The organism is Pseudolysinimonas kribbensis, from assembly GCF_039531715.1.
Taxonomy (GTDB): domain Bacteria; phylum Actinomycetota; class Actinomycetes; order Actinomycetales; family Microbacteriaceae; genus Pseudolysinimonas; species Pseudolysinimonas kribbensis.
This window is the reverse complement of sequence record NZ_BAAAQO010000003.1, coordinates 681965-705658: the sequence shown is the minus strand read 5'-3', so window position 1 is coordinate 705658 and position 23694 is coordinate 681965. Positions and strand designations below refer to the sequence as shown.

19 protein-coding genes are annotated in these 23694 nt (G+C 72.8%); 5 read left to right on the top strand and 14 right to left on the bottom strand.

Going from position 1 to position 23694, the window contains the following annotated elements; all coding sequences use genetic code 11:
- The first annotated feature begins 1 nt into the window (after position 1).
- Together ABD285_RS09985 and ABD285_RS09980 are read left to right on the top strand one after the other, a co-directional pair.
- On the top strand, positions 2-694 hold the full coding sequence (locus ABD285_RS09985; protein WP_284252464.1) for a trimeric intracellular cation channel family protein: 693 nt from the start codon (positions 2-4) through the stop codon (positions 692-694).
- Entirely contained in the window at positions 691-1446 is a 756-nt protein-coding gene (locus tag ABD285_RS09980; protein WP_344202345.1) for a methyltransferase, read from the top strand. Before ABD285_RS09985 ends, ABD285_RS09980 begins: the two co-directional genes overlap by 4 nt.
- On the opposite strand, the gene leuA is transcribed toward ABD285_RS09980, so the two are convergent.
- Entirely contained in the window at positions 1447-3219 is a 1773-nt protein-coding gene (gene leuA, locus ABD285_RS09975; protein ID WP_284252468.1) for a 2-isopropylmalate synthase, read from the bottom strand. It lies immediately after the preceding gene.
- A gap of 135 nt (positions 3220-3354) precedes the next feature.
- Here leuA and ABD285_RS09970 point away from each other — a divergent pair, with 135 nt between their 5' ends.
- Entirely contained in the window at positions 3355-3954 is a 600-nt protein-coding gene (locus ABD285_RS09970; protein ID WP_284252470.1) for an NUDIX hydrolase, read from the top strand.
- A 3-nt stretch (positions 3955-3957) separates the two neighbouring features.
- On the opposite strand, the gene ABD285_RS09965 is transcribed toward ABD285_RS09970, so the two are convergent.
- Both ABD285_RS09965 and ABD285_RS09960 read right to left on the bottom strand, forming a co-directional pair.
- Positions 3958-6402 (bottom strand): rhomboid family intramembrane serine protease, encoded by a 2445-nt coding sequence (locus ABD285_RS09965; protein ID WP_344202342.1) that lies wholly within the window; start codon positions 6400-6402, stop codon positions 3958-3960.
- Positions 6399-7724, bottom strand: a complete 1326-nt coding sequence (locus ABD285_RS09960; protein WP_344202340.1) for an alpha/beta hydrolase — start codon at positions 7722-7724, stop codon at positions 6399-6401. Before ABD285_RS09960 ends, ABD285_RS09965 begins: the two co-directional genes overlap by 4 nt.
- A gap of 222 nt (positions 7725-7946) precedes the next feature.
- On the opposite strand from ABD285_RS09960, the gene ABD285_RS09955 reads away from it, so the two are divergent.
- The gene (locus ABD285_RS09955) at positions 7947-8945 is read left to right on the top strand and encodes an ATP-binding cassette domain-containing protein (protein ID WP_344202338.1); all 999 of its coding nucleotides are present in this window, start codon (positions 7947-7949) and stop codon (positions 8943-8945) included.
- A complete protein-coding gene (locus ABD285_RS09950; protein WP_344202336.1) occupies positions 8945-9715 on the top strand; it encodes an ABC transporter permease in 771 nt (256 codons plus the stop codon). Before ABD285_RS09955 ends, ABD285_RS09950 begins: the two co-directional genes overlap by 1 nt.
- Here the strand turns inward: ABD285_RS09950 and ABD285_RS09945 are convergent.
- The 11 genes from ABD285_RS09945 to ispG form a co-directional block, all read right to left on the bottom strand.
- Complete coding sequence (locus ABD285_RS09945) at positions 9697-12540, bottom strand: ATP-binding protein (protein WP_344202334.1); 2844 nt, start codon at positions 12538-12540, stop codon at positions 9697-9699. The two genes, ABD285_RS09950 and ABD285_RS09945, sit on opposite strands and share 19 nt — an antisense overlap.
- An 88-nt stretch (positions 12541-12628) precedes the next feature.
- Positions 12629-14008 (bottom strand): ABC transporter permease, encoded by a 1380-nt coding sequence (locus ABD285_RS09940; RefSeq protein WP_284252488.1) that lies wholly within the window; start codon positions 14006-14008, stop codon positions 12629-12631.
- Complete coding sequence (locus ABD285_RS09935) at positions 14005-14766, bottom strand: ABC transporter ATP-binding protein (RefSeq protein WP_284252490.1); 762 nt, start codon at positions 14764-14766, stop codon at positions 14005-14007. Before ABD285_RS09935 ends, ABD285_RS09940 begins: the two co-directional genes overlap by 4 nt.
- Positions 14767-14823: 57 nt before the next feature.
- Positions 14824-15492, bottom strand: a complete 669-nt coding sequence (locus tag ABD285_RS09930) for a response regulator (protein ID WP_284252491.1) — start codon at positions 15490-15492, stop codon at positions 14824-14826.
- On the bottom strand, positions 15489-16676 hold the full coding sequence (locus tag ABD285_RS09925; protein ID WP_344202330.1) for a sensor histidine kinase: 1188 nt from the start codon (positions 16674-16676) through the stop codon (positions 15489-15491). Before ABD285_RS09925 ends, ABD285_RS09930 begins: the two co-directional genes overlap by 4 nt.
- An 80-nt stretch (positions 16677-16756) precedes the next feature.
- Positions 16757-18511 carry a proline--tRNA ligase gene (locus tag ABD285_RS09920; RefSeq protein WP_425565016.1) on the bottom strand — a complete coding sequence of 585 codons (1755 nt, stop codon included), beginning with the start codon at positions 18509-18511 and terminating at the stop codon, positions 16757-16759.
- Between the two features lie 38 nt (positions 18512-18549).
- Positions 18550-20385 (bottom strand): choice-of-anchor G family protein, encoded by a 1836-nt coding sequence (locus ABD285_RS09915; RefSeq protein ID WP_344202325.1) that lies wholly within the window; start codon positions 20383-20385, stop codon positions 18550-18552.
- Positions 20382-21047, bottom strand: coding sequence for a hypothetical protein (locus ABD285_RS09910; protein WP_284252500.1), 666 nt, complete (start codon positions 21045-21047; stop codon positions 20382-20384). Before ABD285_RS09910 ends, ABD285_RS09915 begins: the two co-directional genes overlap by 4 nt.
- Position 21048: 1 nt before the next feature.
- Positions 21049-21633: a signal peptidase I gene (locus tag ABD285_RS09905; RefSeq protein ID WP_284252502.1), complete on the bottom strand. Its 585-nt coding sequence runs from the start codon at positions 21631-21633 to the stop codon at positions 21049-21051.
- A gap of 4 nt (positions 21634-21637) precedes the next feature.
- Positions 21638-22294: a SipW-dependent-type signal peptide-containing protein gene (locus tag ABD285_RS09900; RefSeq protein ID WP_284252504.1), complete on the bottom strand. Its 657-nt coding sequence runs from the start codon at positions 22292-22294 to the stop codon at positions 21638-21640.
- 193 nt (positions 22295-22487) lie between these two features.
- Positions 22488-23627, bottom strand: a complete 1140-nt coding sequence (ispG, locus tag ABD285_RS09895) for a flavodoxin-dependent (E)-4-hydroxy-3-methylbut-2-enyl-diphosphate synthase (protein ID WP_284255573.1) — start codon at positions 23625-23627, stop codon at positions 22488-22490.
- Positions 23628-23694: the final 67 nt, after the last annotated feature.

The window sequence follows — 23694 nt, the reverse complement described above, 5'->3', positions numbered from 1 at the left end:
GATGAGCGCGACCTTCACCATCCCGCTCTGGGTCGACCTGGCATCCGTCGGTGTCGGGAGCCTGCAGGGCGCGCTGTACGCGGCCGGATTCCGGGACCGCCGGCTCGACCTGCTCGGCGTCGCCATCATCGGCATCGCGACCGGATTCGGCGGCGGCATCCTGCGCGACGTGCTGCTCGCGCGCATCCCGCTCGCGCTCGAGAGCGACTTCTACCTGCCGGTGGCCACGGTCGCGGCGCTGCTCGGGATGCTGCTGGAGCGGCTCTTCCGGCGCCTCGGCGGCTTCCTCACCGCGCTCGACGCCCTCACCATCGGCCTGTTCGGCGCGTTCGGCACGACGGCGGCGCTGGCCACCGGGCTGCCGGAGGTGCCGGCGGTCTTCGTGGGGGCCCTGGCGGCCGTGGGCGGCTCGATCCTGCGCGACCTGCTGCTGAACGTTCCGATCGCGCTCATGCACGTCGGCTCGCTCTACGCCGTCGCCGCCATCGCGGGAGCCGTCACGCTCGTCGTGCTGCGTGCCGTCGGCGTGCCGGTGCTCGTGGCCGCCCTCGTCTGCGTCGTCGTGACCTTCGCCGTGCGGGTGCTCGCCGTGCTGTTGCACTGGAGCCTGCCCGAGCAGCAGGCCCTGCGCAGGGTGCGCTGGATCCGGCGCGGCGGCGACCAGCAGGAGCCGGACGAGCGGCGCAGCGTGTGAGCGATGCGGAGCTGATCGCGCGGCTTCGGGCGGCGGGCTGCGTCTTCGCCGAGGAGGAGGCGGCCGAGATCCGGCGGGTGCGCGGCGATGACGCGGCGGCCGTCGAGGCGGTGGTGCTCGCACGCACGGCGGGGGTGCCCCTCGAGCAGGCCCTGGGGGTCGCGTCGTTCGCGGGCGTCGAGGTCGGCGTCGCTCCCGGCGTCTTCGTGCCGCGGGCCCGGGCGGAGGCCATCGTCGACGCGGCCGTGGCGGCGCGGCCGGATGCCCGCATCGTCGTCGACCTGGGCTGCGGTGCCGGCGCCATCGCGGCCGCGCTCGCGACCCGGCTGCCCCGCGCGGAGGTGCACGCCGTCGATGTCGACCCCGCGGCGGTCGCGGTCGCCGCCGAGAACGGGGCGCGGCACCGCTTCTCGGCGCACCGGGGCGACTGGTGGACCGGGCTGCCCGCGCAGCTCCGCGGGCGGATCGAGCTGGCCGCCGCCTACCTGCCGCATGTGCCGACGCGCGAGCTCGCACGCATCCCGCGCGACTTCCGCGAGCACGAGCCCGAGGGCGCCGTGCACGGAGGTGCGGACGGTCTCGACCCGTTCCGTGCCGTCCTCGCGGGGATGGAGGCGTGGACGGCCGCCGGCGGAGCGTTCGTGACGCTGGTCGCCGGAGAGCAGGTCGAGACCGCCCGCGGTCTCGTGGGCGCGCGTCCCCTCGAGGTGCTCGAGGTCGACGACGACGCGGTGCTGATCGTCTCGCGGTGATCAGACGCCGACCAGCTGCTCCTGCTCCGTGTCCTGCTCCGTGCGCACGGCCCGGTTCACGGCCGACACGACGGCCTTGAGCGATGCGGTCGAGATGTCGCCGTCGATGCCGACGCCCCACAGGCGCTTGTCGCCGACCTGCAGCTCGACGTAGGCCGCGGCGAGCGCGTCGCCGCCCTCCGACATCGTGTGCTCGACGTAGTCGTAGAGCCGCACCTCGTGCCCCTGCTCGGCCATGACACCGAGGAACGCCGCGATGGGGCCGTTGCCCACGCCCTGGGCCTCCTCGACGTCGTCGCCGATCCGCATCCGGAGCTCGAGCGTGACCGAGCCGGTCATGTCGCTCGCGGTGCGCGTCGAGAGCAGCTCGTAGCGCCCCCACTTGTCGTCCGGGTGGTTCTGCGGCGCGGGCAGGTACTCGTCGCGGAAGATCGACCAGATCTCCTCGCTCGTGACCTCGCCGCCCTCGGCGTCGGTCTTCTGCTGCACGACGCCGCTGAACTCGATCTGCAGCCGGCGGGGCAGGTCGAGCTTGTGGTCGGCCTTCAGCAGGTAGGCGACGCCGCCCTTGCCCGACTGCGAGTTCACGCGCACGACGGCCTCGTAGCCGCGCCCCAGGTCCTTCGGATCGACCGGCAGGTACGGCACCGCCCACTCCATCTGCTCGAGCGGCGTGCCGGTGGCCTTCGACGCGGCCTCCATGGCCTCGAAGCCCTTCTTGATCGCATCCTGATGCGAGCCCGAGAAGGCCGTGTAGACCAGGTCGCCCGCCCACGGCGAGCGCTCGTGCACGCGCAGCTGATTGCAGTACTCGGCGGTGCGGCGGATCTCGTCGAGGTCGCTGAAGTCGATCTGCGGGTCGATCCCCTGGGTCATCAGGTTGATGCCGAGGGCGACCAGGTCGACGTTGCCCGTGCGCTCGCCGTTGCCGAACAGGCAGCCCTCGATGCGGTCCGCGCCGGCCTGGTAGCCCAGCTCGGCGGCGGCGATCGCCGTGCCGCGGTCGTTGTGCGGGTGCAGCGACAGGATGACGTTCTCGCGATGGTGCAGATGCCGCGACATCCACTCGATCGAGTCGGCGTACACGTTCGGGGTCGCCATCTCGATGGTCGAGGGCAGGTTGATGATGACCTTGCGCTCGGGCGTCGGCACGAACACCGTCATGACCTGGTTGCAGATCTCGGCCGCGAACTCGAGCTCGGTGCCCGTGTAGCTCTCGGGCGAGTACTCGTAGTAGACGGTCGTGCCGGGCACGGTCTGCTCGTACTGCTTGCACCAGCGCGCGCCGTTCAGCGCGATGTCGATGATGCCCTGCTTGTCGGTGCGGAAGACGACGTCGCGCTGCAGGATGCTCGTCGAGTTGTAGAGGTGGACGATCGCCTGCTTCGCGCCGCGGATCGACTCGAAGGTGCGCGCGATGAGCTCCTCGCGAGCCTGGGTGAGCACCTGGATGACCACGTCATCCGGGATCAGGTCCTCCTCGATGAGCTGGCGCACGAAGTCGAAGTCGGTCTGACTCGCCGAGGGGAACCCGACCTCGATCTGCTTGTAGCCCATCCGGACCAGCAGGTCGAACATGATGCGCTTGCGCTCGGGGCTCATCGGGTCGATGAGCGCCTGGTTGCCGTCGCGCAGGTCGACGGCGCACCACATCGGTGCCGCATCGATGACCTTCGACGGCCAGCTGCGGTCGGGCAGATCGGTCGGGAACTGCTCGTGGTACGGGCGATACCGGTGAATCGGCATCCCCGAGGGCTTCTGGGTGTTCTTCATGGGACGGTCTCCTGCTGGTCTTCCTGTCGTATTCAGCCGATGCCGAAGGCCGCGACGAGGAAGGCCGAAGGACTAGGCCCCGTCGCGGCAGCTAAGAAGAAGCAGGCCGAAGCGCACGGCCCTAGGGTACACCTCGTGACCCAGCGCTCCGAGCCCCGGCCGGCGGCCACCGTGCTGCTGCTGCGTGACGACCCGCTGCGCGTGCTGCTCGTGCAGCGTCCGACCTCGGGTGCGTTCCCCTCGGTGCTCGCGTTCCCCGGCGGCTCGATCGATGCCGGCGACGGCGACCCGGACGACGATACCGACGCCCGTGCGCGGGCGGCCGCGGTGCGCGAGACGCGGGAGGAGACCGGGATCGCGCTTCCGGGCCCGGCGGCACTGGTCGCATGGTCGCGGTGGATCACCCCGGCCGCGGAACCACGCCGGTTCGATACGCACTTCTTCGCGGTCCGCGCCCCCGAGGGCGCCGAGCCGGCCGTCGACGGGATCGAGCTCGTCGCGGCCCGGTGGGCGGAACCCGCCGAGGCGCTGCGCCGGCGCGAGGCGGGCGACTGGCCGATCATCGCCCCGACCGCGTTCAACCTCGCGCGCCTCGCCCTCTCGTCCCGAGTGGACGAGGTCCTGGCCGCGGCGCGCGCGCAGTCGCCGGTCATCGTCGAGCCGGATCTGAGCGACGGGATGGTCCGCATCCGGCACGACGCGGGTTATCCCGTCACGGAACTCTCTCTGCGCTGATCGTCACCCGCGCAGCAACCGCAGGGAGGAGCCCCACGTCAGCTGGGGCAGGTAGCAGCGCGCGATGGCGGCGCCGATCGCCGGCAGCTGCATGGGGTCGCGGTACACGAGGTGCAGCGCCTCGGCCGCGTCGCCGAACTTGCTCTTGAACCGCAGCAGCGAGCGGAACCCGTAGACGGGCTCGAGGAGACGTCCGACAAGCGCGAGCACCGCGCCGAGGACGGCCACCCCGGCCTGCTCGGCGGGGCGGGCGAGCGGCGTCGCCGACAGGCTCGTGCGCCTCAGGCCGGCCGAACGATGCGCCTCGATCGACTCGGCGATCGTGAACTCCATCGCGCCGTTGGGCGCGTCGGGGGCGCGGCGCATCATGTCGAGCGTGCGTCCCACGAGCGCGCCCGATTCCCACACCGGCAGCCAGCTCGTGACCGCGACCACGCGCTCCTGCGCGTCGACGGCCACGACGACCTGCACGTCGGGGTCGTCGATCTCATCGAGGCCACCGAGCGTGAATCCCATTTCGGGCAGCCGCTTGTCGGCGGCCCAGTGCTCCGAGATCGCGACGATCTGCCGCCGGAGCGGCCCGGCCAGGGCTGTCCAGCTCGCGTCGACCGTGACCACGTCGGTGCGTCGGGCGCGGTTGACGGCGGTGCGCACGTCCTGCATCGCCCTGCCCGACAGCGTGAAGGCCGCCGGGTCGAGCGTGGTCTCCTCGGCCACGGGAAGCGATCGCCAGCCCCGCGCTGCCAGCACCGCGCGCCAGCCCTCGTGCACGCTGTAGAAGACCGGCGTCCAGGCGCGCGCGTCGCAGAACGCGAGGAACTCGCCGAATGCGGCCTCCGGGTCGCCGGTCGCACCGAAGGGATCGGACACGGTGACCACCACCTCGCCCACCAGCCGATACGCGATGCCGGTCGAGCCGTCGGCGCTGACCCACAGCCGGTTCTCCGGCCAGGTGGCGAGATGACCGAGCGACCCGGAACCGGCCCGCAGCAGGGATCGCAGCCGGGGGTCGTGTTGCGCGGCCGCCCCGACGGGCGCGGCACGCAGCAGGACGATCGCCGCCGTGACGACGAGGCCGATCCAGAACACGACGCCGGGCAGGTCGAGCACGGCGTGCGCGAGCGGCGTGAGCGGCCGCAGCACGAGATGCTGATGCCGGAGGAACGACGCCGGCACGAACCGCTGCGGCGTCTGCGCCAGGAGCAGCAACAACCCCGGCGGCCTCGCGAACTGCCCACGGATCGCGTGAGCGGTCAGGACGAATCCCGTGGCGGGGAGCGCCAGCGATGCCGCGCACGCCAGGACGGCCCGCCGGATGCCCGCCCTCGACATCCGGATCGGAAACGCCCGGCGTCGCAGAGCGAGCACGATCGCGTACGCCACCGGCACGAGGGTGCTCACCACGAGCCAGAGCGAGACCTCCCAGTACCGCTGCGGGGCGAGCGGCACGATCCAGGGGGCCCCCACGGCGGGCAGCACGCCGAAGTACCACGCGGCGAGAGCGCCCTGCGCCACCCCGACGCCGGCGAGGAGGACCACGGCGGCGCGGCGGCCGCGGAGGAGCCCGCGCGCCCCGATCAGCAGGAGCACGAGCGGCAGGACCGACACGACCGTCTGCGTCACCCCGTGCAGCGGCAGCCGGGTGAGCTCGCCCACGCAGTCGGGCGCGATGTGGCCCGCGGCGCAGCCCGGCCCGGCCACCCGCGGCGTGATCCCGGTCAGGGCGATGCCGAGCGGCGAGAGCACACCGTAGCGTCCGACCGAGACGGCCGTGAGGACGGGACCGACCGCGAACAGCACGGTGACGAGGGCGAGCAGGCTGCGCGTCTCGTGCCGGGAGGCCGGCCAGCTCGGCCGTCGATCCCGGCGCAGCAGAGCGCCGGATCCGATCCCCAGACCGACGGCGACGAGCAGGTAGAGGTCGGCCGGCTGGCCGGAGTACAGCAGCAGGGTCGCCGCGACGCCCACGAGGAGGGTGCGGGTGCGCCGACGCTCGAGGGGGGCGGCCCACGCCGACGCCCATGCCAGCGTGCCGAGGATCGGGGTGAGCGGATCGACGGTCAGGAGGCCGCGCACCGACGACGACCAGAATTCGTGCACCGCCGCGCCCAGCAGTTCGAGGCCGAGCCCGAGGGCGCCCGCGACCACGCCGGTCGCCACGAACGCGACGAGCGTGCGCCATGATCCCATCCAGCGTTCGGCCAGACCGACGCCCACGATCGCCGCGACCATGCTGATCGCGAACTGCGCGACACCGCCGGCGACGAGCATCGACGTGAGGATGGTCCACCAGTGATGGTCCTCGAGCGCGTCGGGGTTCAGGCCCGCCGCGGGCGGCGAGAACGGCCCGCGCGGCCCGGTCGGGATCGCGATCACCCAGACGGCGAGCAGGGCGACCACCACGAGCAGCGTCGCCGGGTGCCGGCGGATGCGGTGCAGCACCCTCATGAGCGCGCCAGTCCGAGGTGCGCGGCGATCGGGCCGAACGCGTGCGTCATCATCCACTGCACGGTGTGCCAGTCGTGCGCGGTGCCCGGTGCGATGTCGCGTGTCGTCGCCACACCGGCGGCGCGCGCCGCGGCCGCGACGACGTCGATGCCCGGCCCGTACCTGGTGTCGAACTGGCCCGAGCCGAACACCGCCGTCAGCCCGCGATACGGGGCGTGCGCCGCGAGGATCGCAGCAGGGGCCGCCGCGCGATACCGCGCCGCATCGCCGTCGAAGCCGCGCGCGATCGTCTGCTGCAGGTCGCCGTTCCTGGGGGCGACCTGGCCGGAGACGTCGAAGACCGCGCCGAAGAGCTCGGGATGCGCGGCCCCCAGCTGGATCGAGCAGGTGCCGCCCTGGGAGAAGCCGCCGATCGCCCAGGCGGCGCGGGACGGCTCGACCGCGAGGTGGGTGCGGATCCAGCGCGGCACGTCCACGGTCAGGTACCTCGCCGAGTCCCCGAGCGGGGAGTCGACGCACATCGGGTTGTCCTGCGGCGCTCCGAGCTGATCCGGCACCACGACGACGGGCGCGAGGCCGTGGTGCGCGGCGGCGCGGGCGTTCATGATGGCGGCCAGGCGACCGGCGCGGATGACGTCGTCCGGACCCCCGGGCTGGCCCGAGAGCATGACGAGCACGGGCAGTCGCGGTGGGTGCGGCACGAGCGCCGCCGGCGGGAGGTAGACGTAGCCGGCCCGCGCCGGGAAATGCGACGTGGTGGCCGGGATGTCGACGCGGCCGACGACGCCGTGCCGTGGCATCCCTGCTGCGACGGGGCGCGACCAGAGCGGCACCGGAGCCGCGTCGGAGACGACCGAGCCGGGCGCGTCCGCCCGCTGCGCGGCCGCGATCGAGGCGGGGAGCGGGCGGGCCGCGGCGGCATCCCAGAACGAGTCGATGGTCGTGTACTGGCCGAAGTCGGCGTTGACGCCGATCGCGCCGGCGAGGATCGCGAGCGGCACCGACGCCGCGGCCGCCACCCGCCGCCACACGCCGTGCCGCATCAGCATGCCGATCGCGAGCGCCACCGCGGCGAACGTCGAGGCGACCCACGTGCGCGACACCGGGCTCAGCGAGACCTCGAACACGTCGAGGAGATCGGAGGTGATCCAGCAGACGAGCAGGCCGGCAGCGGCCCCACCGACCGCGCACGCCGCGAGCACCAGTGCCCCCCGTCGGCTCGTGCGCCGCACGACCGCAAGCAGCAGGGCCGCGATCGCGAGAGCGTCGACCGTCACGGGGAGCCAACCGCTCGCGATGTCGACGTCGCCCCAGCCCGGCATGCCACCCCTTCCGTTCGTCGGCCGCCGACCAGTATCCGCGGGCTGCGGAGCCCCGGCGGACCCTCTGTGAACCCCCTCAGGAGGCCGAACGGCCGTCCGGGACCGCTCCCGGCACATCCACAGCGAACCGCCGAGGATCGCGACGGCTGCCGACAGCCACTGACAGCGCCGCGACAGCGGCGTGACAGCGGCGTGACAGCGCCGCGGTCGCACCATGTCGTCATGACTCTGGCGATCGAGGCCCACGGCCTCACCAAACGATTCGGGAAGACGCAGGCCCTGGCCGGCGTCGACCTCGAGGTCGAGCAGGGACGCGTCCTGGGGGTGCTCGGTCCGAATGGGGCCGGCAAGACCACCGCGGTCCGCATCCTCGCGACCCTGCTTCGACCGGACGGCGGCACCGCGCGCGTCGCCGGCCACGACGTGCTGTCCGACCCCAAGGGGGTGCGCCGCGTGATCGGGCTGACCGGTCAGTACGCGAGCGTCGACGAGGAGCTGAGCGGCATCGAGAACCTCGTGCTGATCGGCCGACTGCTGCACCTCGGATCCCGCGCCGCGCGGACGCGCGGCGAGGAGCTGCTGCGGGAGTTCGACCTCACGGACGCGGCGAAGCGTCAGGTGAAGACCTACTCCGGCGGTATGCGCCGACGGCTCGACCTCGCGGCCTCGCTCATCGGGCGCCCCGAGATCGTCTACCTCGACGAGCCGACGACCGGCCTCGACCCGGCCAAGCGGGACGACGTGTGGGAGATGGTGCGCACGCTCACCCGGCTCGGCACCACGGTGCTGCTCACGACGCAGTACCTCGAGGAGGCGGACGCGCTCGCGAACGAGATCACCGTCATCGACCACGGCAGGGTGATCGCGCACGACACGCCCCAGGGTCTGAAGCGCCAGGTCGGCGGTCAGACCCTCGAGGTGCGTCCCGTCGACCCGGCCGACATCGAGCGGGTGCGCCCGCTGCTCGCCCGGCTCGGCACCCGCGAGGTCGAGCAACCGGCTCCGGACCAGCTGGCCGTCCCGGTTGCCGACGACGGCGCCCTCACCGCGATCGTGTCGGCGCTCGCGACCGAGCGGATCGCGGTCTCCGAGCTCGCCCTCCGGCTCCCGAGCCTCGACGAGGCGTTCTACGCGCTCACCGGCCAACGGGCCTCGGACGAGACCGACGCCGGGGACCGCACTGGCACCCGCACCGACGACAAGGAAGAGGAGGCCGCCTGATGTTCGCCGATTCGCTCGTGCTCGCGGGCCGAACCGTGCGTCGCATGACGCGCAATCCGGAGCAGTTCATCGACGTGACGCTGCAGCCGATCATCATGACCGTGCTGTTCGTGTTCATCTTCGGCGGCGCGATCGCCGGGTCGACCACGCAGTACCTCACGTTCGCCCTGCCGGGCATCATCGTGCAGACCGTCATGTTCACCTCGCTGACCATCGGCGTGAACCTCAACAACGACATCAGCAAGGGCGTCTTCGACCGGTTCCGTTCGCTGCCCATCGCGCGCTCGGCCCCGCTGTTCGGTGCCGTGCTGGGCGACATCGTGCGCCACAGCATCGCCGTGTCGGTGACGCTGGTCTTCGGGGTCATCATCGGCTACCGGTTCGGCACCCCCTGGTACGACGTGCTGCTCGCGTTCGTGCTCATGGTCGTCTTCGCCGTCAGCCTGTGCTGGGTCTCGGTGTTCATCGGCACCATGGTGCGCTCAAGCGGGGCGGTGCAGGGGATCTCGTTCCTCATCACGTTCCCCCTCACCTTCGGCTCGTCCACGTTCGTCCCCGCGAACACCCTGCCGACGTGGCTGCAGGGCTGGGTGTCGGTCAATCCCGTCACCCACGTGATCGAGTCGATGCGCGGTCTGCTCAACGGCGACGCGGCGCTCGCCTCGGGCGAGACCCTCGGCCTCGAGCTGCTGTGGGTGCTGATCAGCTGCGTCGTGCTGTGGGCGGTCTTCTTCCCGCTCGCGACGTGGGCCTACCGGCGCAAGATCTGAGCCAACTCCGACGCCGCGGTATCGCGGTCCACGACGGCGCGCTCCCGAGGGGGGCGCGCCGTCGTCGCGTGCGCCGCGATCTGCGCTCGCACCCGCACCTCCAGCGGATTGTGCGGATCGGGTGCGCCGCGCAGCACCGTCGCGAGGTCGAGAGCCAGGTGCGCCTCGTCGAAACGGCCGGTGCGCGCGGCGAGCGATGCCACGCCGACGGCCGTCGCCGCCATGATCGGATAGTCGTTGCTCTCGACGGCCGCCTCGGCGGCGACGCGGAGCTCGCGCTCCGCCGACGCCGTGTCGCCGTCGAGCGAGGCGACCCCGCCGCGAGCCATGCCCGCCATCGCGTGCAGCTGGGGCGGCACGTCGTCCCACTCCGCGAGGCTCTCATCGAGCTCGGCCACCAGGGCGCGGGCGCGCTCGATGTCCTCCAGCTCGATCGCGAGGAAGCAGGCGATGGCGCACGCCAGCGCGACCGATCGTGCGCTGTCGGAATCCCGCGCCACGGCGAGCATCCGGTCGGCCCGCGCCTGCGCCTCGTCGACCCGGCCGAGCCGGATCAGGAGGTTCACGGCGAGCCCCTGCTGCTGCAGCAGGTCCCACGACGAGGTGATCTCGGTCATCGCCGCGGTCGACGCGTCCGACATCGCGAGGGCCTCCTCGAAGCGGCCCTCGAGCGCGAGCCATTCGGCGCGCATCTGCTGCGCGAGGGCCATGCCCCACCGGTCGCCCGTGCTCTCGAAGAGCTCCACCGCACGGCCGCTCGAGGCGCCCAGCTCCGCGAGGTCGCCGCCGTTCTGCGACATCGCCGCGCGGGCGACCGTGAGCACGGCGCGCCCCCACGGCGTGAGCGGCAGCCCCTCCGGGTCCGGGATGCGGATGTTGCGCATCCAGACGTCGCCCTCCGGGGTGTCGGCGAACGCGCGCACCAGCACCGGGATCGCGAGCACGATGTCGTGATCGGTCCGCGCGGCCGCGTCGCTCAGCCGCGCGAGCTCGCCCTGGTCGATCTCGGGGCGCCGTCCGCGGGAGAAGGTGCGCATCATCATGGCGGCCGCGCGGACGAAGACGCCCTGCCAGTCGTCATCGGCCTCATCGGCGTACGGGCCGGCTGCCGCGATCCACTGGATGGCGTCGTCGTTGCGGTCGCGCACGATCCAGTACCAGAGGCAGCCGCCGGTGAGGCGCACGAGGTCGGACGGCGAGGCCTCGGCGCAGAAGCGCAGGGCGGCGGCGAGGTTGTCGTCCTCCGCATCGAACCAGGCGATCGCGTCATGGATGGCGGCGGAGCGCAGCTCGGCGTCGTGCACCGCCGTCGCCTGTGCCAGCCGCCGGGCCTGGGCGATCCGCTCACGCGTGAGCTCGCCCGACCCGGCGAGCTTCTCGATGCCGTATTCGCGGATGGTCTCGAGTGCCCGGTAGCGGCCGCCCGTGCGCTGCAGGAGCGACTTGTCGACGAGCACGTCGAGCTCTGCGCGGGTGCCGCCGTGGGCGGCCGCGACCCCGGCCGCGTCGGCGACGGCGACGCCGGCCGGGTAGATCGCGAGCGCCACGAGCATCCGGCGCTCCCCCGGCCCGAGCAGGCTCCAGCTCCAGTCGACGAGGGCGCGCAGCGTCTGGTGCCGGGGCAGCACGGTCCGCAGGCCGCCGGAGAGCAGCCCGAAGCGGTCGTCGAGGCCGTCGGCGATCTCGCCGATCGTCATGGTGCGCGCCTTCGCCGCGGCGAGCTCGAGGGCGAGCGGCAGACCGTCGAGCCGCTCCCGGATGCGGGTGGCGGCATCCTGCTCGTCCTGGTCGATCGCGCGCCCCCGGGCGGCCAGCACGCGGTCGTCGAAGAGCGTCTGCGCCGCGAGCGGGTCGAGCGGACCGAGCGGCACGAACGCCTCCCCCGGCACACCCAGCGGCTCCCGGCTCGTCGTGAGCACGTGCAGCCGCGGCAGGGCCTGCAGGAGCTCGTGGGCGGCGAGCGCGGCGACCTGGATGAGGTGCTCGCAGTTGTCGAGCACGAGGAGCACGTCGCGGCCGGCGAGCGCGGCGATGACCCGCTCGGCGGGCGTCGACGCCGCGGCGCTCTCGTTCATCGACCGCAGCTCGCGACCGATCGCGCCGAGGATCGCCTGCCACAGCTCGTCTGGTCCGGCCGGGGCGAGCTCCACGACGATCGGATGCCGGTGCGCCCGCGCGGACTCCATCGCGAGCCGGGTCTTGCCCGCGCCGCCGGGCCCGAGGATCGTCACGAGGCGACCGCGCTCGAGCTGGCCGGTGACCCCGGCGAGCTCCTCGTCGCGGCCCACGAACGCGGTGAGGGCGGCGGGGATCGCGGCGGGGCCCGGCTCCCCAGCGTCCGGCTCCGCGGGGCTCGGCGTGCCGCCCAGGCGCAGGGCGGTCGCCCGATCGGTGGCGAGGTCGCGCTGAAACCAGTCGTACCCGTCGCCGGGCGTCCACGGCTCACCGCACCACAGGCCGAGCGCGGCGGATGCCAGCGCCGGCGCCTCCGGTGCGGGGGCGGCCGACGCGGCGGCCACCAGGTCCTGGAACCGGACGGCATCGACGTCGGCGCGGTCGATCGCCAGCCGGTAGCCGCCGGGCCCCGACGCGAGCACGCCCGCGGGCAGCTGCCCGCGCAGCCGCGAGACGAGCGACTGCAGCGCGGCCCGCGCGTTCTCGGGCGGGTCGTCGGGCCAGAGGTCCTCGGCGAGCGCGCGGTAGCCCACCTGGCTGCCCGCGTCGATGGCGAGCCGGAAGAGCAGCCCACGCTGGCGCTCGCCCACGACGTCGAGGGGTTTGCCGTCGTGTTCGACGGCGAACCCTCCGAGCAGCCGGATCCTCACCCCGAGATCGTAGCTTTTGCTCGCGAATGACCAGTTTTTGCGAGGGGCCTCGCCTGCCTCTGGCAAAAACTGGTCATTCGCGAGCGGTTCACTCGACGGCGAGCGCCACGATGGGCGTGACCCGCGTCGCGCGCCGCGTGGGGGTGAACGAGGCGATCGCGGTGAGGGCGGCGCCCGCCACGACGATGACGCCGACGATCAGCCACGGCACCCCCGGCAGGACGAAGCCCTTGGTGATCGCACCGAACAGCGACTGCGCTCCCGCCCAGCCGTAGATGGTGCCGAGGACGAGTCCCAGCACGATCGCCGTGACCGTGAGCTGCGCGCTCTCGGTCAGGATCATGCGCCGCACCTGCCGCACCGAGAAGCCGAGGGCGCGCAGCAGCCCGAGCTCCCGCGTGCGCTGCAGCACGCTGAGCGAGAGGTTGTTGACCAGCCCGACCGCGGCGATGAGCGCGCTGAAGCCGATGAGCACCGAGAACACCCCCGTGACGACCGTCAGCATCTGCTCGGTGCCCTGGTACACCTCCGGCTGCAGGCGCTGCTGCTCGCGGATGATGTCGGCGAAGCTCGCCGTCGCGACGCCGAACATCGTGATGAGCGTCACCCCGATGACGAGCCCGATCGTCGCGCGTGAGCTGCGCTGCGGGTGGCGCAGAGCGTTCTCGGCGGCGAGCCGGGCGGGCGCCGACCGGCCGAACCACCGTCCGACGAGCCGCAGCGCCGGGGGCATGACGACATCCGCACCGAGCACGAGGCCGGTGAACGACAGGATGCCGCCGACGACGCCGATGAGAACGGCGACCGGGCTGAGCAGGCCGAGCAGCATGCCCAGCACCAGCAGGGCCGCGCCGAGGATGACGAGCACGAGCGAGAGCACGTTGCGCCCGCGGCGCTGCACGGCCTCCTCGCGTGAGAGCTCCTGCGCCCCGCCGATCGCCTGGAGCGGGGTCACCGAGAGCACTCGTCGCGAGCCGACCCAGGACGCGAGCCAGGTGGTCAGCACGATCGCGATCAGCGGGAACAGCAGGCTCGGCTGCAGGTAGGAGTACCCGACCTCCTGGAACCAGCCGACCGCCACCGACACCCGCTCGAGTCCGAAGGCGAGCAGGCTGCCGACGAGCGCACCGGCCACCGCCCCGGCGATGCCGGCGACGAGCCCCTCGCGCGAGATCGCGAGCCGCTGGTGCCGCGCGGTGGAGCCGAGCAGCCGCAGCAGGGCGATCTCGCGTGCGCGGCCCGCGACGATGGTCGAGAAGGTGTTGGAGGTGACGACCGCTCCCACGTACACCGCGATGAGGATGAACACCCAGGCCAGGATCGCCAGCATCAGCCCGACGGTGCTGCTCGACCCGGTGACGTCATCGGCCCCGATCTGGGCGGTGAGCAGTCCGGTGACCTGCAGCAGGCCGACCCCGAAGGCGGAGCTGATGCCCGCGACGAGCACGCTCGAGAACCGCAGCCTCACGCGGCCTGCTCCATCGTGAGCATGAACGTCGCGATCTCGGCGGCCTCCATGTGCCCGCGGTCCTCGACGACGAGGCCGTCGGCGAGGAACAGGATGCGATCGGCGAAGCTCGCGGCGACCGGGTCGTGGGTGACCATCGCGATGCTCTGGCCGTACTGCCGGGTCGCGCCCTGCATGAGCGCCAGCACCTCCCGGCCGGTGCGCGAGTCGAGGTTGCCGGTCGGCTCGTCGGCGAAGACGAGCTCGGGCCGGGTGGCGAGCGCGCGGGCGATCGCGACGCGCTGCTGCTGGCCTCCCGACAGCTCGTGGGGCCGGTGGGAGAGGCGGTCCACCAGACCGAGCGACGACTCCAGTTCGGCGATCCAGTCGAGCTCCTGGCTGGAGGGGCGTCGACCGTCGAGCTCGAACGGCAGCTCCACGTTGCCGGCGACGTCGAGGGTGGGCACCAGGTTGAAGGACTGGAAGACGAAGCCGACGCGACGCCGGCGCAGGAGCGTCAGGCGGGTGTCGTCCATCCCGCCGATCTCGGTGTCGCCGAGCCACACCCGGCCCCCGCTCGGGGAGTCGAGCCCCGCCATGATGTGCATGAGCGTCGACTTGCCCGACCCGGAGGGGCCCATGATCGCGGTGAACTCGCCGCGCCGGATGCCGACGGTGATGCCGCGCAGCGCGTCCACCCGGGTGCGCTCCGTGCCGTAGCTCTTGGTGAGGTTCTCGACACGGGCGACGAGGCCCATGTCGGATGTGCTGATGTCCATGCCCCTGACGCTACGGACGCGCGTCGCGCCGGGCGTCGGCCCGGAGTCGAGGGTGCGTCATCCTCCAGGATGACGTTCGACCAGGCCGTGCTCGTACGCGTACACGACGAGCTGCACCCGATCGCGCAGCCCCAGCTTGGCGAGCACCCGGCTGATGTGCGTCTTGACGGTCGCCTCGCTCACGAACTCCCCCGCCGCGATCTCCGCGTTGCTCAGCCCGCGCGCGGCGAGCAGGAACATGCCGTGCTCGCGCGCCGTGAGCTCGCCGAACTCGGGCGGCACGGGCGAACGGGTGCGATCGAGGCGCGCGACGAGTTCGCGGGTCGCGCTCGGCGCGATCACGGCGGTGCCCGCGTGCACCGTACGGATCGCGGCGAGCAGGAACTCCGGGTCGGAGTCCTTCAGCAGGAACCCGCTCGCCCCCGCGCGGATCGCACGCAGCGCCGCCTCGTCGAGGTCGAAGGTCGTGAGCACGATCACGCGGGGCGCGTCGGCTCCGGCCGGCACGGGCAGCGCGACGATCTGCCGGGTCGCCTCGATGCCGTCCATGACCGGCATCCGGATGTCCATGAGCACGACGTCCGGACGGGTCGCCCGCACCACCTCGATCGCCTCGCGCCCGTCCGGCGCCTCGCCGACGACCTCGAGGTCGCCCTGGGACGCCACGAGCATCCGGATGCCGGTACGGAACAGCGCCTGATCGTCGACGAGCACGACGCGGATCACGCGGTCGCCCCCACCTGCACCGGCAGCCAGGCGTGCACCACGAACTGGTCGTCCTGGGTGCGCGCGGTCAACCGACCGCCCACGAGCGCTGCGCGCTCGGTCATGCCCGCGATGCCGTGGCCGCTCCCGGGCGCGGCGGGCTGGGCGGGCAGGGCGCTCGTCACGACGAGGTCGAGGCCATGCGGAGACCAGCCGAGATGCAGCACGACCTGCTGGGCCGTGTCGGCGTGCCGCAGGGCGTTGGTGAGCGACTCCTGCGCGATGCGGTACACGGCGAGCTGCTGCCCCGTGGCCAGCGGCAGCGGCGTGCCGCTCTCCTCGCGCCGGACCTCGAGCCCGGCGGCCCGGAGCTGCTCGACCAGCCGGTCGAGGTCGCCGATCGTGGGCTGCGGTCCGTCGGCCTGCGAGTGCCGCAGCTGGGCGAGCAGCACGCGCACGTCGCCGAGCGCGTCGCGGGCGGTGGAGGCGATCGTCTGCAGGGCCTCGTCGACGGCCTCCGAATCCTTCTGCCGCAGGTAGCGCGCCCCGTCGGCCTGCGCCACGACGACGGCGAGCGAGTGGGCGACGACGTCGTGCATGTCGCGCGCGATGCGGGTGCGCTCCTGCTCCGTCACGACCTCGCGCTCGGCGACGACCGCGAGGGAGCGGTTCGCGCGCGACTGGCGCCAGGTGCGGAACAGGATGCCGGCCGTCCAGGACAGCAGGAACATGGTCGCCGTGAACCCGTACAGGACTCCCACGACGGGCACGATCTGGAAGACCGCCTCGGGGAAGTGGAATCCCCACCCGGTGACCGGGCTCGGCGAGAGCAGTGCGAGCTCCCCCGGGAATCCGACGGCCGCGGTCACGAGCGCGGCGCCGACGAAGGTCGAGGCGAACGCCGTCCACCGGATGCGCCGGGAGCCGTAGGCGGCGCACGCGAACAGCATCGGCAGGATCGCGAGATCGGCCGGGACCGGCACGACGCCGGTCAGCACCTGCAGGATCGCCACGGCCCAGGCGAGCGCCAGGACGAGAGGCGGACTCAATCGGCGCACGGCGATCACCGCGCCCATCCCGAGCGCCACGAGCGCGGCGCCCAGGCCGCCCGGGACCACGACGGTCGGGAGGGCGTTGACGAGGGCCCACCCCGCGCCGACGAGAGCGTCGACGACGACCTGGGTCCGGGTCAGGCGACGGAACATGCGCTCCACGCTACGGGCGTGAGCGGCGCGGCCGCGTCATCCGGCAGACGGACGCGGCGACCAGCACGACGCGCCGGTGCTCAGTCCGCCAGCCGCTCGACGAGCTCGGTCGCGGGCAGCTCGGTGCGCTCACCCGACCGCCGATCCCAGAGCTCGACCACGCCGTCCGCCGCCCCGCGGCCGACGATGACGATCGTCGGCACGCCCAGCAGCTCGGCGTCGCCGAACTTCACGCCGGGTGACACCTTCGGCCGGTCGTCGTAGAGCACCTCGCTGCCGGCGGCCTCGAGCTGCCCGACGAGTCCCGCCGCCAGGTCGTAGGCGACGTCGTCGCGTCCGGTGGCGACGACGTGCACGTCGAACGGCGCGATCTCGCGGGGCCAGACCAGTCCCTTGTCGTCGCTGGTCTCCTCCGCGATGGCGGCGAGGATGCGGGTGACCCCGATCCCGTACGAGCCCATCGTGACCGTGACGAGCTTGCCGTTCTCGTCGAGCACCTGCAGCCCGAGCACGTCGGCGTACTTGCGGCCGAGCTGGAACACGTGGCCGATCTCCATGCCGCGCGCGAGATGCACGGGGCCGGAGCCGTCGGGGGCGGGGTCGCCCTCCTTGACCTCCGCGACCTCGGCGAGCCCGTCGGCCTCGAAGTCGCGGCCGGCGACCAGGCCGAAGACGTGCTCCCCCTCGGAGTTCGCGCCGGTGATCCAGCCGGAGCCGTCGGAGACGCGCGGATCGAGCAGATACCGGATGCCGGTGGCCGATTCCGTGCCGAGCACGGCGCCCTCGCGCGACCAGGGGCCGATGTAGCCCTTGACCAGCAGGGGGTTGGCCTCGAAGTCCGCGTCGGTCGCGGGCTCCACCTCGGCCGGCTGGAACACCACCTCCGCGCGTTTCATGTCGACGTCGCGGTCACCGGGGATGCCGACGACGACGACCTCGCGCCGCCCGTCGAGGTGGGTGAGCCCGAGCACCACGTTCTTGAGCGTGTCGGCCGCGGTCCACGCCCGGCCGTCGGGCCGGGGATGCTTCTCGTTCGCCTCGGCGACGAGCGTCGCGATCGTCGGGGACCCGGGGGTCGGCAGCACCTCGGCGGGGGTGAGCTTCTCGTAGGACCGCGCGGGAGGCGCGGTCGTCGTGTACGCCTCGACGTTCGCGGCATAGCCCCCGTCGGAGTGCACGAAGGTGTCCTCGCCGATCGGCGTCGGGTGCAGGAACTCCTCGGAACGCGATCCGCCCATGGCGCCCGCGTCGGCCTGCACGATGACGTAGTCGAGTCCGAGGCGCTGGAAGATGCGCTCGTAGGCGTCGCGCTGGGCCTGGTAGCTCGCATCCAGTCCCGCGTCGGTCGCGTCGAAGGAGTACGCGTCCTTCATCGAGAACTCGCGACCTCGGAGCAGGCCGGCCCGGGGGCGGGCCTCGTCGCGGTACTTGTCCTGGATCTGGAAGATCGTCAGCGGCAGGTCCTTGTACGAGGAGTACAGGTCCTTCACGAGGAGCGTGAACATCTCCTCGTGGGTCGGGGCGAGCAGGTAGTCGGCGCCCTTGCGGTCCTGGAGGCGGAAGATGCTGTCGCCGTACTCTTCCCAGCGACCGCTCGCCTCATAGGGCTCGCGCGGCAGCAGCGCGGGGAAGAGCACCTCCTGGGCGCCCGCGCGCTCCATCTCCTCCCGGATGACGCGCTCGATCTTCGCGCGCACGCGCAGTCCCAGCGGCAGCCAGGCGAAGATCCCCGGGGCCTGGCGGCGGATGTATCCGGCCCGCACGAGCAGGCGGTGGCTCTGCACCTCGGCGTCGGAGGGATCCTCGCGCAGGGTGCGGACGAACAGCTGGGTCATCCGGGTGGGCACCCGTCAACCCTATTCGCGAGCCGGGGTCACCCCGTGACGGTGTTGCTGCCGGCCGAGGACCGCGCGAGGTCGAGACCGGTCGTGGCGGAACCCCGGATGGTCATCCGCAGCGCCGCGACGTCGTAGCGCCCGGTGCCGAACGGGTTCGCGGTCGGCGCCGGCAGTCCGGCCGCCCAGCCCGGCTCCGGCCCGGCGTTGAGCTCCGCCGGGTCGGGACGGTTCTGCGCGTTGGCCCACAGCTGGATCGCCCCGGTGGCGCCGAAGAGGCCCGTGAGGCCACCGCCGACCGTCGAGACGAGCGTGCCCGTCGCCGTGCCGAGGTTGGCGCCCAGCGTCGAGACGGTCGCCGCCGTCGGCGCCAGCGCCGTCTGCAGGGTGCCGCCGATCGTCTGGCCGACCGACGCGAGCAGCGCGGGGGTCAGATTGCCGAGCACGGTGGTGACGAGAGCGCACAGCGTGGCGCCGACGATCACGACGCTGCACAGCCCCGACGACTTGTCGATGCCGGCGGTGACACCCGGCGATCCGGCGAGCAGCTGAGCGAGCGTGAGGTCGTTGGTGTGCACGAAGAGGGTCCCCACATTGACCGACAGGGCGCTCACCGGCGCTGTCAGATCGAGGTTCACGGCGACCGCCGCGAGCGCGGCGTTGACGGCGGCGATCACCGACGACACCCACGCGGTGAGCGCCGACGTCATCGCGGCCTCGAGCGCGGTGAGCGCGGTGCCGTTGATCAGCAGCCGGCTGTTGGGGGCGAGGCCGTTGATCTTCGGCGACGTGAGGTAGGCGGGGCCCATGAGCGCGTCGAGGTCGAGCGTGATCGTGCCCGCCGACGGGGAGATCGAGAACAGGCCGGACGAGTCGGTGATCGGCGTCGAGAGCAGGGCCGTGACCGCCGAGAAGTCCGGCGTGAGCGACAGGGTGACGGTCGGCGTGCCGGCCCCCAGGGTGCTGAGTGCCGGCTTCAGGGCCAGCAGGATGCTCGACCCGAGACTGTTCAGCAGGGCGCTGTTCCCGGCGATCGCATTCAGCTGCGCACTGAGTGCCGAGAGCCCGGCGTCGGTCGTGGTCACGAGCGAGGAGACCGCCGGGCTCGTGAGAGTGGCGTCCATGCCCGCGAGCGCGTACTGGCGCACGAGGCCGGTGTAGATACCTCGCCACTCGGCCGTGCATCCCGACAGCTGCGCGGAGCTCGCGACAGCGCCCAGGCCGAGCTGCGCGTCGGTGATACCCGTGACGAGCGACGACAGGTTCTGGCCGAGAGCGCTCTGCACGACCTGGCCGAGGCCCACGGTCGCGAAGCGCGGCATCGCCGCGCCCGGTGCCCGCTGGGTGACGGCGATGCCGCCGCTGTTCGAGACCGCGCCCGCGGCTCCGGCGGATGTCGTGTCCGACGCCGCCCGGGCGTATTGGTTGAGCCCGCCCGCATCGGCGGTGAGCGGCAGCTGCAGCGCCGGCCCGATGTCGGCGTCGATCCCCGAGAGGGCCGACACGGACAGCGGGTTGGAGTAGGCACCCGAACCGAGCGAGGTCGCCGTCGAGGGCGTCGGCGTCGTCGTCGTGCCGTCGTTCGTCGCGCTCACGCCGCGCACCGACGCGATCGTGCTCAGATCCGTGCTGCCGAGGGTGCCGCCGAGCAGCGTGCCGGAGCCGGTGCTCGTTCCGCTGCCGGGGTCCGTGCACAGCACCGACTGCACCGTGGCCGCGTCGTACTGCCGATCGGCCCAGCTCGCCTCGCTCGGCACGACGCCGATCGCGCCCAGCACGAGCGCCGCGGCCACGACGGCCCCCGCCGTGACGCGGCCCGCCGGGGGCCGTCGCGCCGGCCCGGCGTGCCGTGCGCCCCCGCTCCGCGCGCTCACGGCACCGCCTTCGCCGCACGTCGGCGACCGCGCGCTGAGGCGAGCACGACGCCGCCGAGCAGCATGCCGGCGCCGAGCAGCAGCGGGCCGGCGAGGACCGCCCCGGTGCTCGGCAGCCGGCCGCGCGAGCCCGTCGACACCGTCTCGGTGTCGCCGTCGGCCGTGAGCGTGAGCCGCACGGTGCCGTTGCGGCCCACGAAGGCCGACGTCGGCAGTCGCACGACCGCGAGCAGGTGCGCCGGCGCGGCCGGTGAGATGGTCGTGACCGGCACCGCGTCGGCACCGAGCAGCCGGGCGACGGGCGCGTCCGGCAGCACGACGCTCTCATCCCCGCTCGGGCACAGCGACGACGTCCACGCGACAGGGCATCGGAGCACCTCGACCCGCAGGCCGGCAGGATCGGTCGACATGCCGCCGGCGCCGTCGACGGCGAGCCAGAGCCGCGCTCGCTCCTCGACGAGCAACGCCGCATCCACCCGCCAGTACGCGGTCTCGCCGGGTGCCAGATCCTGCACGCCGAGCGGGTCGGGCGCCGTGCTGAGCTGCAGCCGCCCGGCCGCCCCGACCTGCGGCGCCGCCTGCGCGCTCGCCGCGACACAGGTCCCGCCCGCAACGGCGAGCGCCGCCGCGAGCACAACCCCGAGGATCTCGAGCGCGCGCATCTCAGCCCCCGGGCGACGCGGACCGCGGATTCATCTCGGGCTCGCCGCCGCGCGGCCACCAGGCCCAGAGCACGAGCAGGCTCGCCGTGACGGTCAGCCCGCCGAGCGCCCAGGGCGAGCGGGCGGCGGTGACGACCTGACCTCCCCACGGGACGCCTCCCACGACGCGAGTCACCCTCGCGACGTCGTACGGTGCCGGATCGGGCGCCGGGTTCGCGTCGCCCTTCAGCACCAGCTCGGTCGCCGTGCCGCGCGCCGCGGTCGAGACGACGCGGTGGGTCACGGGCAGGGAGCCGGGTCGCTGCACCATCACGATGTCGCCGACGCGCGCCTGCGCGGCCGGGATCTGCTCGGCCAGCAGCAGCGAGTCGGGCGGGAACCCGGGCGACATCGAGCCCGTCGCGAGCCGCACGACCTGCCAGCCGGTGAGCGGCAGCACGGCGACGCCGACGACGAGCAGGCCGAAAACGCCCACCACGGTGACGACGGCCGGTTTCAGCCAAGATGCGCGACGTCGGCGACGGCGCGGTCGCAGCCCTGTGGCCGGGGCGGCGACCGGGTCGGCGAGCGCCGATCCCGTGAGCATCCGGCTACGAGGAGATCGCGTCGAAGTACCAGATCGGCGTGAAGCTGAGACCCATCGCCGTGTCGGGCACGTCGGCATCCTGCATGTGGATCTGGAAGCACACCGTCCTGGTCTCGGCGCCGTTGGCCGCGAGGGTGAACGTCTGCGTGCTGTCCGCCGTCACCGGCTGTCCGGCGGCGGTGAGGACGTTGCTCGCCGTACCGGCCGCCGTCGCGAAGCCGTTCGCCGTGCAGGTGCCGGTGTCCGGCACGATCGTCGCGCCGTAGCTGAGGTACTGCGCCAGCCCGGTCGCCGTCGCGGTGCTCGATTTGAGCGCGAGGGTGCCGTCGATCGACGGGTCGTCGGTCTTCAGCTGCACCCAGCCGTACACGGTGGCGCCCGGCGAGAGGGCGGCGGCCACCGATGAGAAGTCGATGACACCGCCCGGAGAGGTCTCCCGGTCGGTGAACGAACTGGAGTCCCCGGCCACGCTCTGCAGCACGTTGAACGTCGAGGTGCCGACGCCGGCGCTGCCGTTGAACCCTCCCTGCACGAACTCCTGGTCCGTCCAGGCCGCCAGCGAGGTGACGCCGATTCCGCCGAGGAGAACGGCTCCCGCCGCTCCCACGGCCATGAACTTGGTGCGCCGCGTGACGCGGCCCACACCGATGCGCTTGCCCATTTCCTGATCCCCCTTCGCCCGCTTCGGGTGCGGGCTTCCGGAAATCGCGACAGGTGCGGTCGCGAGCCGACGACGACGTCGACATCGCGAGCGTATGTCGCGTTCTCGGGGCGCGGATATCCCCAACCCCAGTCGGACCCGGACGGGGGCCACGGCCGGCGCCGCACCTGATGGCGTGCGCGCCGAGCGCAGCTCAGTGCCCGGAGGCGACGACCTCCGGGGTGCCGAGGGCGGCGTCGGGCCCGAGTTCGTCGGCGAGGCGGTTGGCCTCCGCGATGAGGGTCGCGACGATCTCCGACTCGGGCACGGTCTTGATGACCTGGCCCTTGACGAAGATCTGGCCCTTGCCGTTGCCGGAGGCGACGCCGAGGTCCGCCTCGCGCGCCTCACCGGGGCCGTTGACGACGCAGCCCATGACCGCGACCCGCAGCGGCACGGTCATGCCCTGCAGTCCCTCCGTCACGCTGTCGGCGAGCGTGTAGACGTCGACCTGGGCGCGGCCGCACGAGGGGCACGACACGATCTCGAGCTTGCGCTCGCGGAGGTTCAGCGACTGCAGGATCTGCAGCCCGACCTTGACCTCCTCGGCGGGAGGCGCCGAGAGCGAGACGCGGATGGTGTCGCCGATCCCCTCGGAGAGCAGGATGCCGAACGCCGTCGCCGACTTGATCGTGCCCTGGAAGGCGGGGCCGGCCTCCGTGACGCCGAGGTGCAGCGGCCAGTCGCCGCGCTCGGCCAGCATCCGGTACGCCTTGACCATCACGACCGGGTCGTTGTGCTTGACCGAGATCTTGAAGTCGTGGAAGTCGTGCTCCTCGAACAGGCTCGCCTCCCACACCGCGCTCTCGACGAGCGCCTCGGGCGTCGCCTTGCCGTACTTCTCGAGCAGGCGCTTGTCGAGCGACCCGGCGTTGACGCCGATGCGCAGCGAGACGCCCGCGTCCTTGGCCGCCTTCGCGATCGCGCCGACCTGGTCGTCGAACTTGCGGATGTTGCCGGGGTTGACCCGGACCGCCCCGCAGCCGGCGTCGATCGCCTGGAACACGTACTTCGGCTGGAAGTGGATGTCGGCGATGACCGGGATCTGGCTCTTCTTGGCGATGATCGGCAGCACGTCGGCGTCGTCCTGGCTCGGCACCGCGACGCGCACGATGTCGCAGCCGGACGCCGTGAGCTCGGCGATCTGCTGCAGGGTCGCGTTGATGTTCGTGGTGGGCGTCGTGGTCATCGACTGCACGCTCACCGGCGCGTCGCCGCCCACGAGCACCTTGCCGACCCGGATCTGGCGGCTCGTCCGGCGCGGAGCGAGGGTCTCGGGCGGAGGCTTCGGCATCCCGATGTTGACCGCAGGCATGTCTCCAGCCTAGGTCCGCGACCTGGGCGCCGCCGGGTGGGAGGGG

What these genes read in the sequence shown, in the direction of transcription:
- ABD285_RS09985 (WP_284252464.1), top strand. Translation starts at nt 2, where the DNA reads ATGAGCGCGACCTTCACCATCCCGCTCTGGGTCGACCTGGCATCCGTC.
- leuA (WP_284252468.1), bottom strand. Translation starts at nt 3,219, where the DNA reads ATGAAGAACACCCAGAAGCCCTCGGGGATGCCGATTCACCGGTATCGC.
- ABD285_RS09965 (WP_344202342.1), bottom strand. Translation starts at nt 6,402, where the DNA reads ATGAGGGTGCTGCACCGCATCCGCCGGCACCCGGCGACGCTGCTCGTG.
- ABD285_RS09960 (WP_344202340.1), bottom strand. Translation starts at nt 7,724, where the DNA reads ATGCCGGGCTGGGGCGACGTCGACATCGCGAGCGGTTGGCTCCCCGTG.
- ABD285_RS09955 (WP_344202338.1), top strand. Translation starts at nt 7,947, where the DNA reads ATGACTCTGGCGATCGAGGCCCACGGCCTCACCAAACGATTCGGGAAG.
- ABD285_RS09950 (WP_344202336.1), top strand. Translation starts at nt 8,945, where the DNA reads ATGTTCGCCGATTCGCTCGTGCTCGCGGGCCGAACCGTGCGTCGCATG.
- ABD285_RS09935 (WP_284252490.1), bottom strand. Translation starts at nt 14,766, where the DNA reads ATGGACATCAGCACATCCGACATGGGCCTCGTCGCCCGTGTCGAGAAC.
- ABD285_RS09925 (WP_344202330.1), bottom strand. Translation starts at nt 16,676, where the DNA reads ATGTTCCGTCGCCTGACCCGGACCCAGGTCGTCGTCGACGCTCTCGTC.
- ABD285_RS09920 (WP_425565016.1), bottom strand. Translation starts at nt 18,511, where the DNA reads ATGACCCAGCTGTTCGTCCGCACCCTGCGCGAGGATCCCTCCGACGCC.
- ABD285_RS09910 (WP_284252500.1), bottom strand. Translation starts at nt 21,047, where the DNA reads ATGCGCGCGCTCGAGATCCTCGGGGTTGTGCTCGCGGCGGCGCTCGCC.
- ABD285_RS09905 (WP_284252502.1), bottom strand. Translation starts at nt 21,633, where the DNA reads ATGCTCACGGGATCGGCGCTCGCCGACCCGGTCGCCGCCCCGGCCACA.
- ABD285_RS09900 (WP_284252504.1), bottom strand. Translation starts at nt 22,294, where the DNA reads ATGGGCAAGCGCATCGGTGTGGGCCGCGTCACGCGGCGCACCAAGTTC.
- ispG (WP_284255573.1), bottom strand. Translation starts at nt 23,627, where the DNA reads ATGCCGAAGCCTCCGCCCGAGACCCTCGCTCCGCGCCGGACGAGCCGC.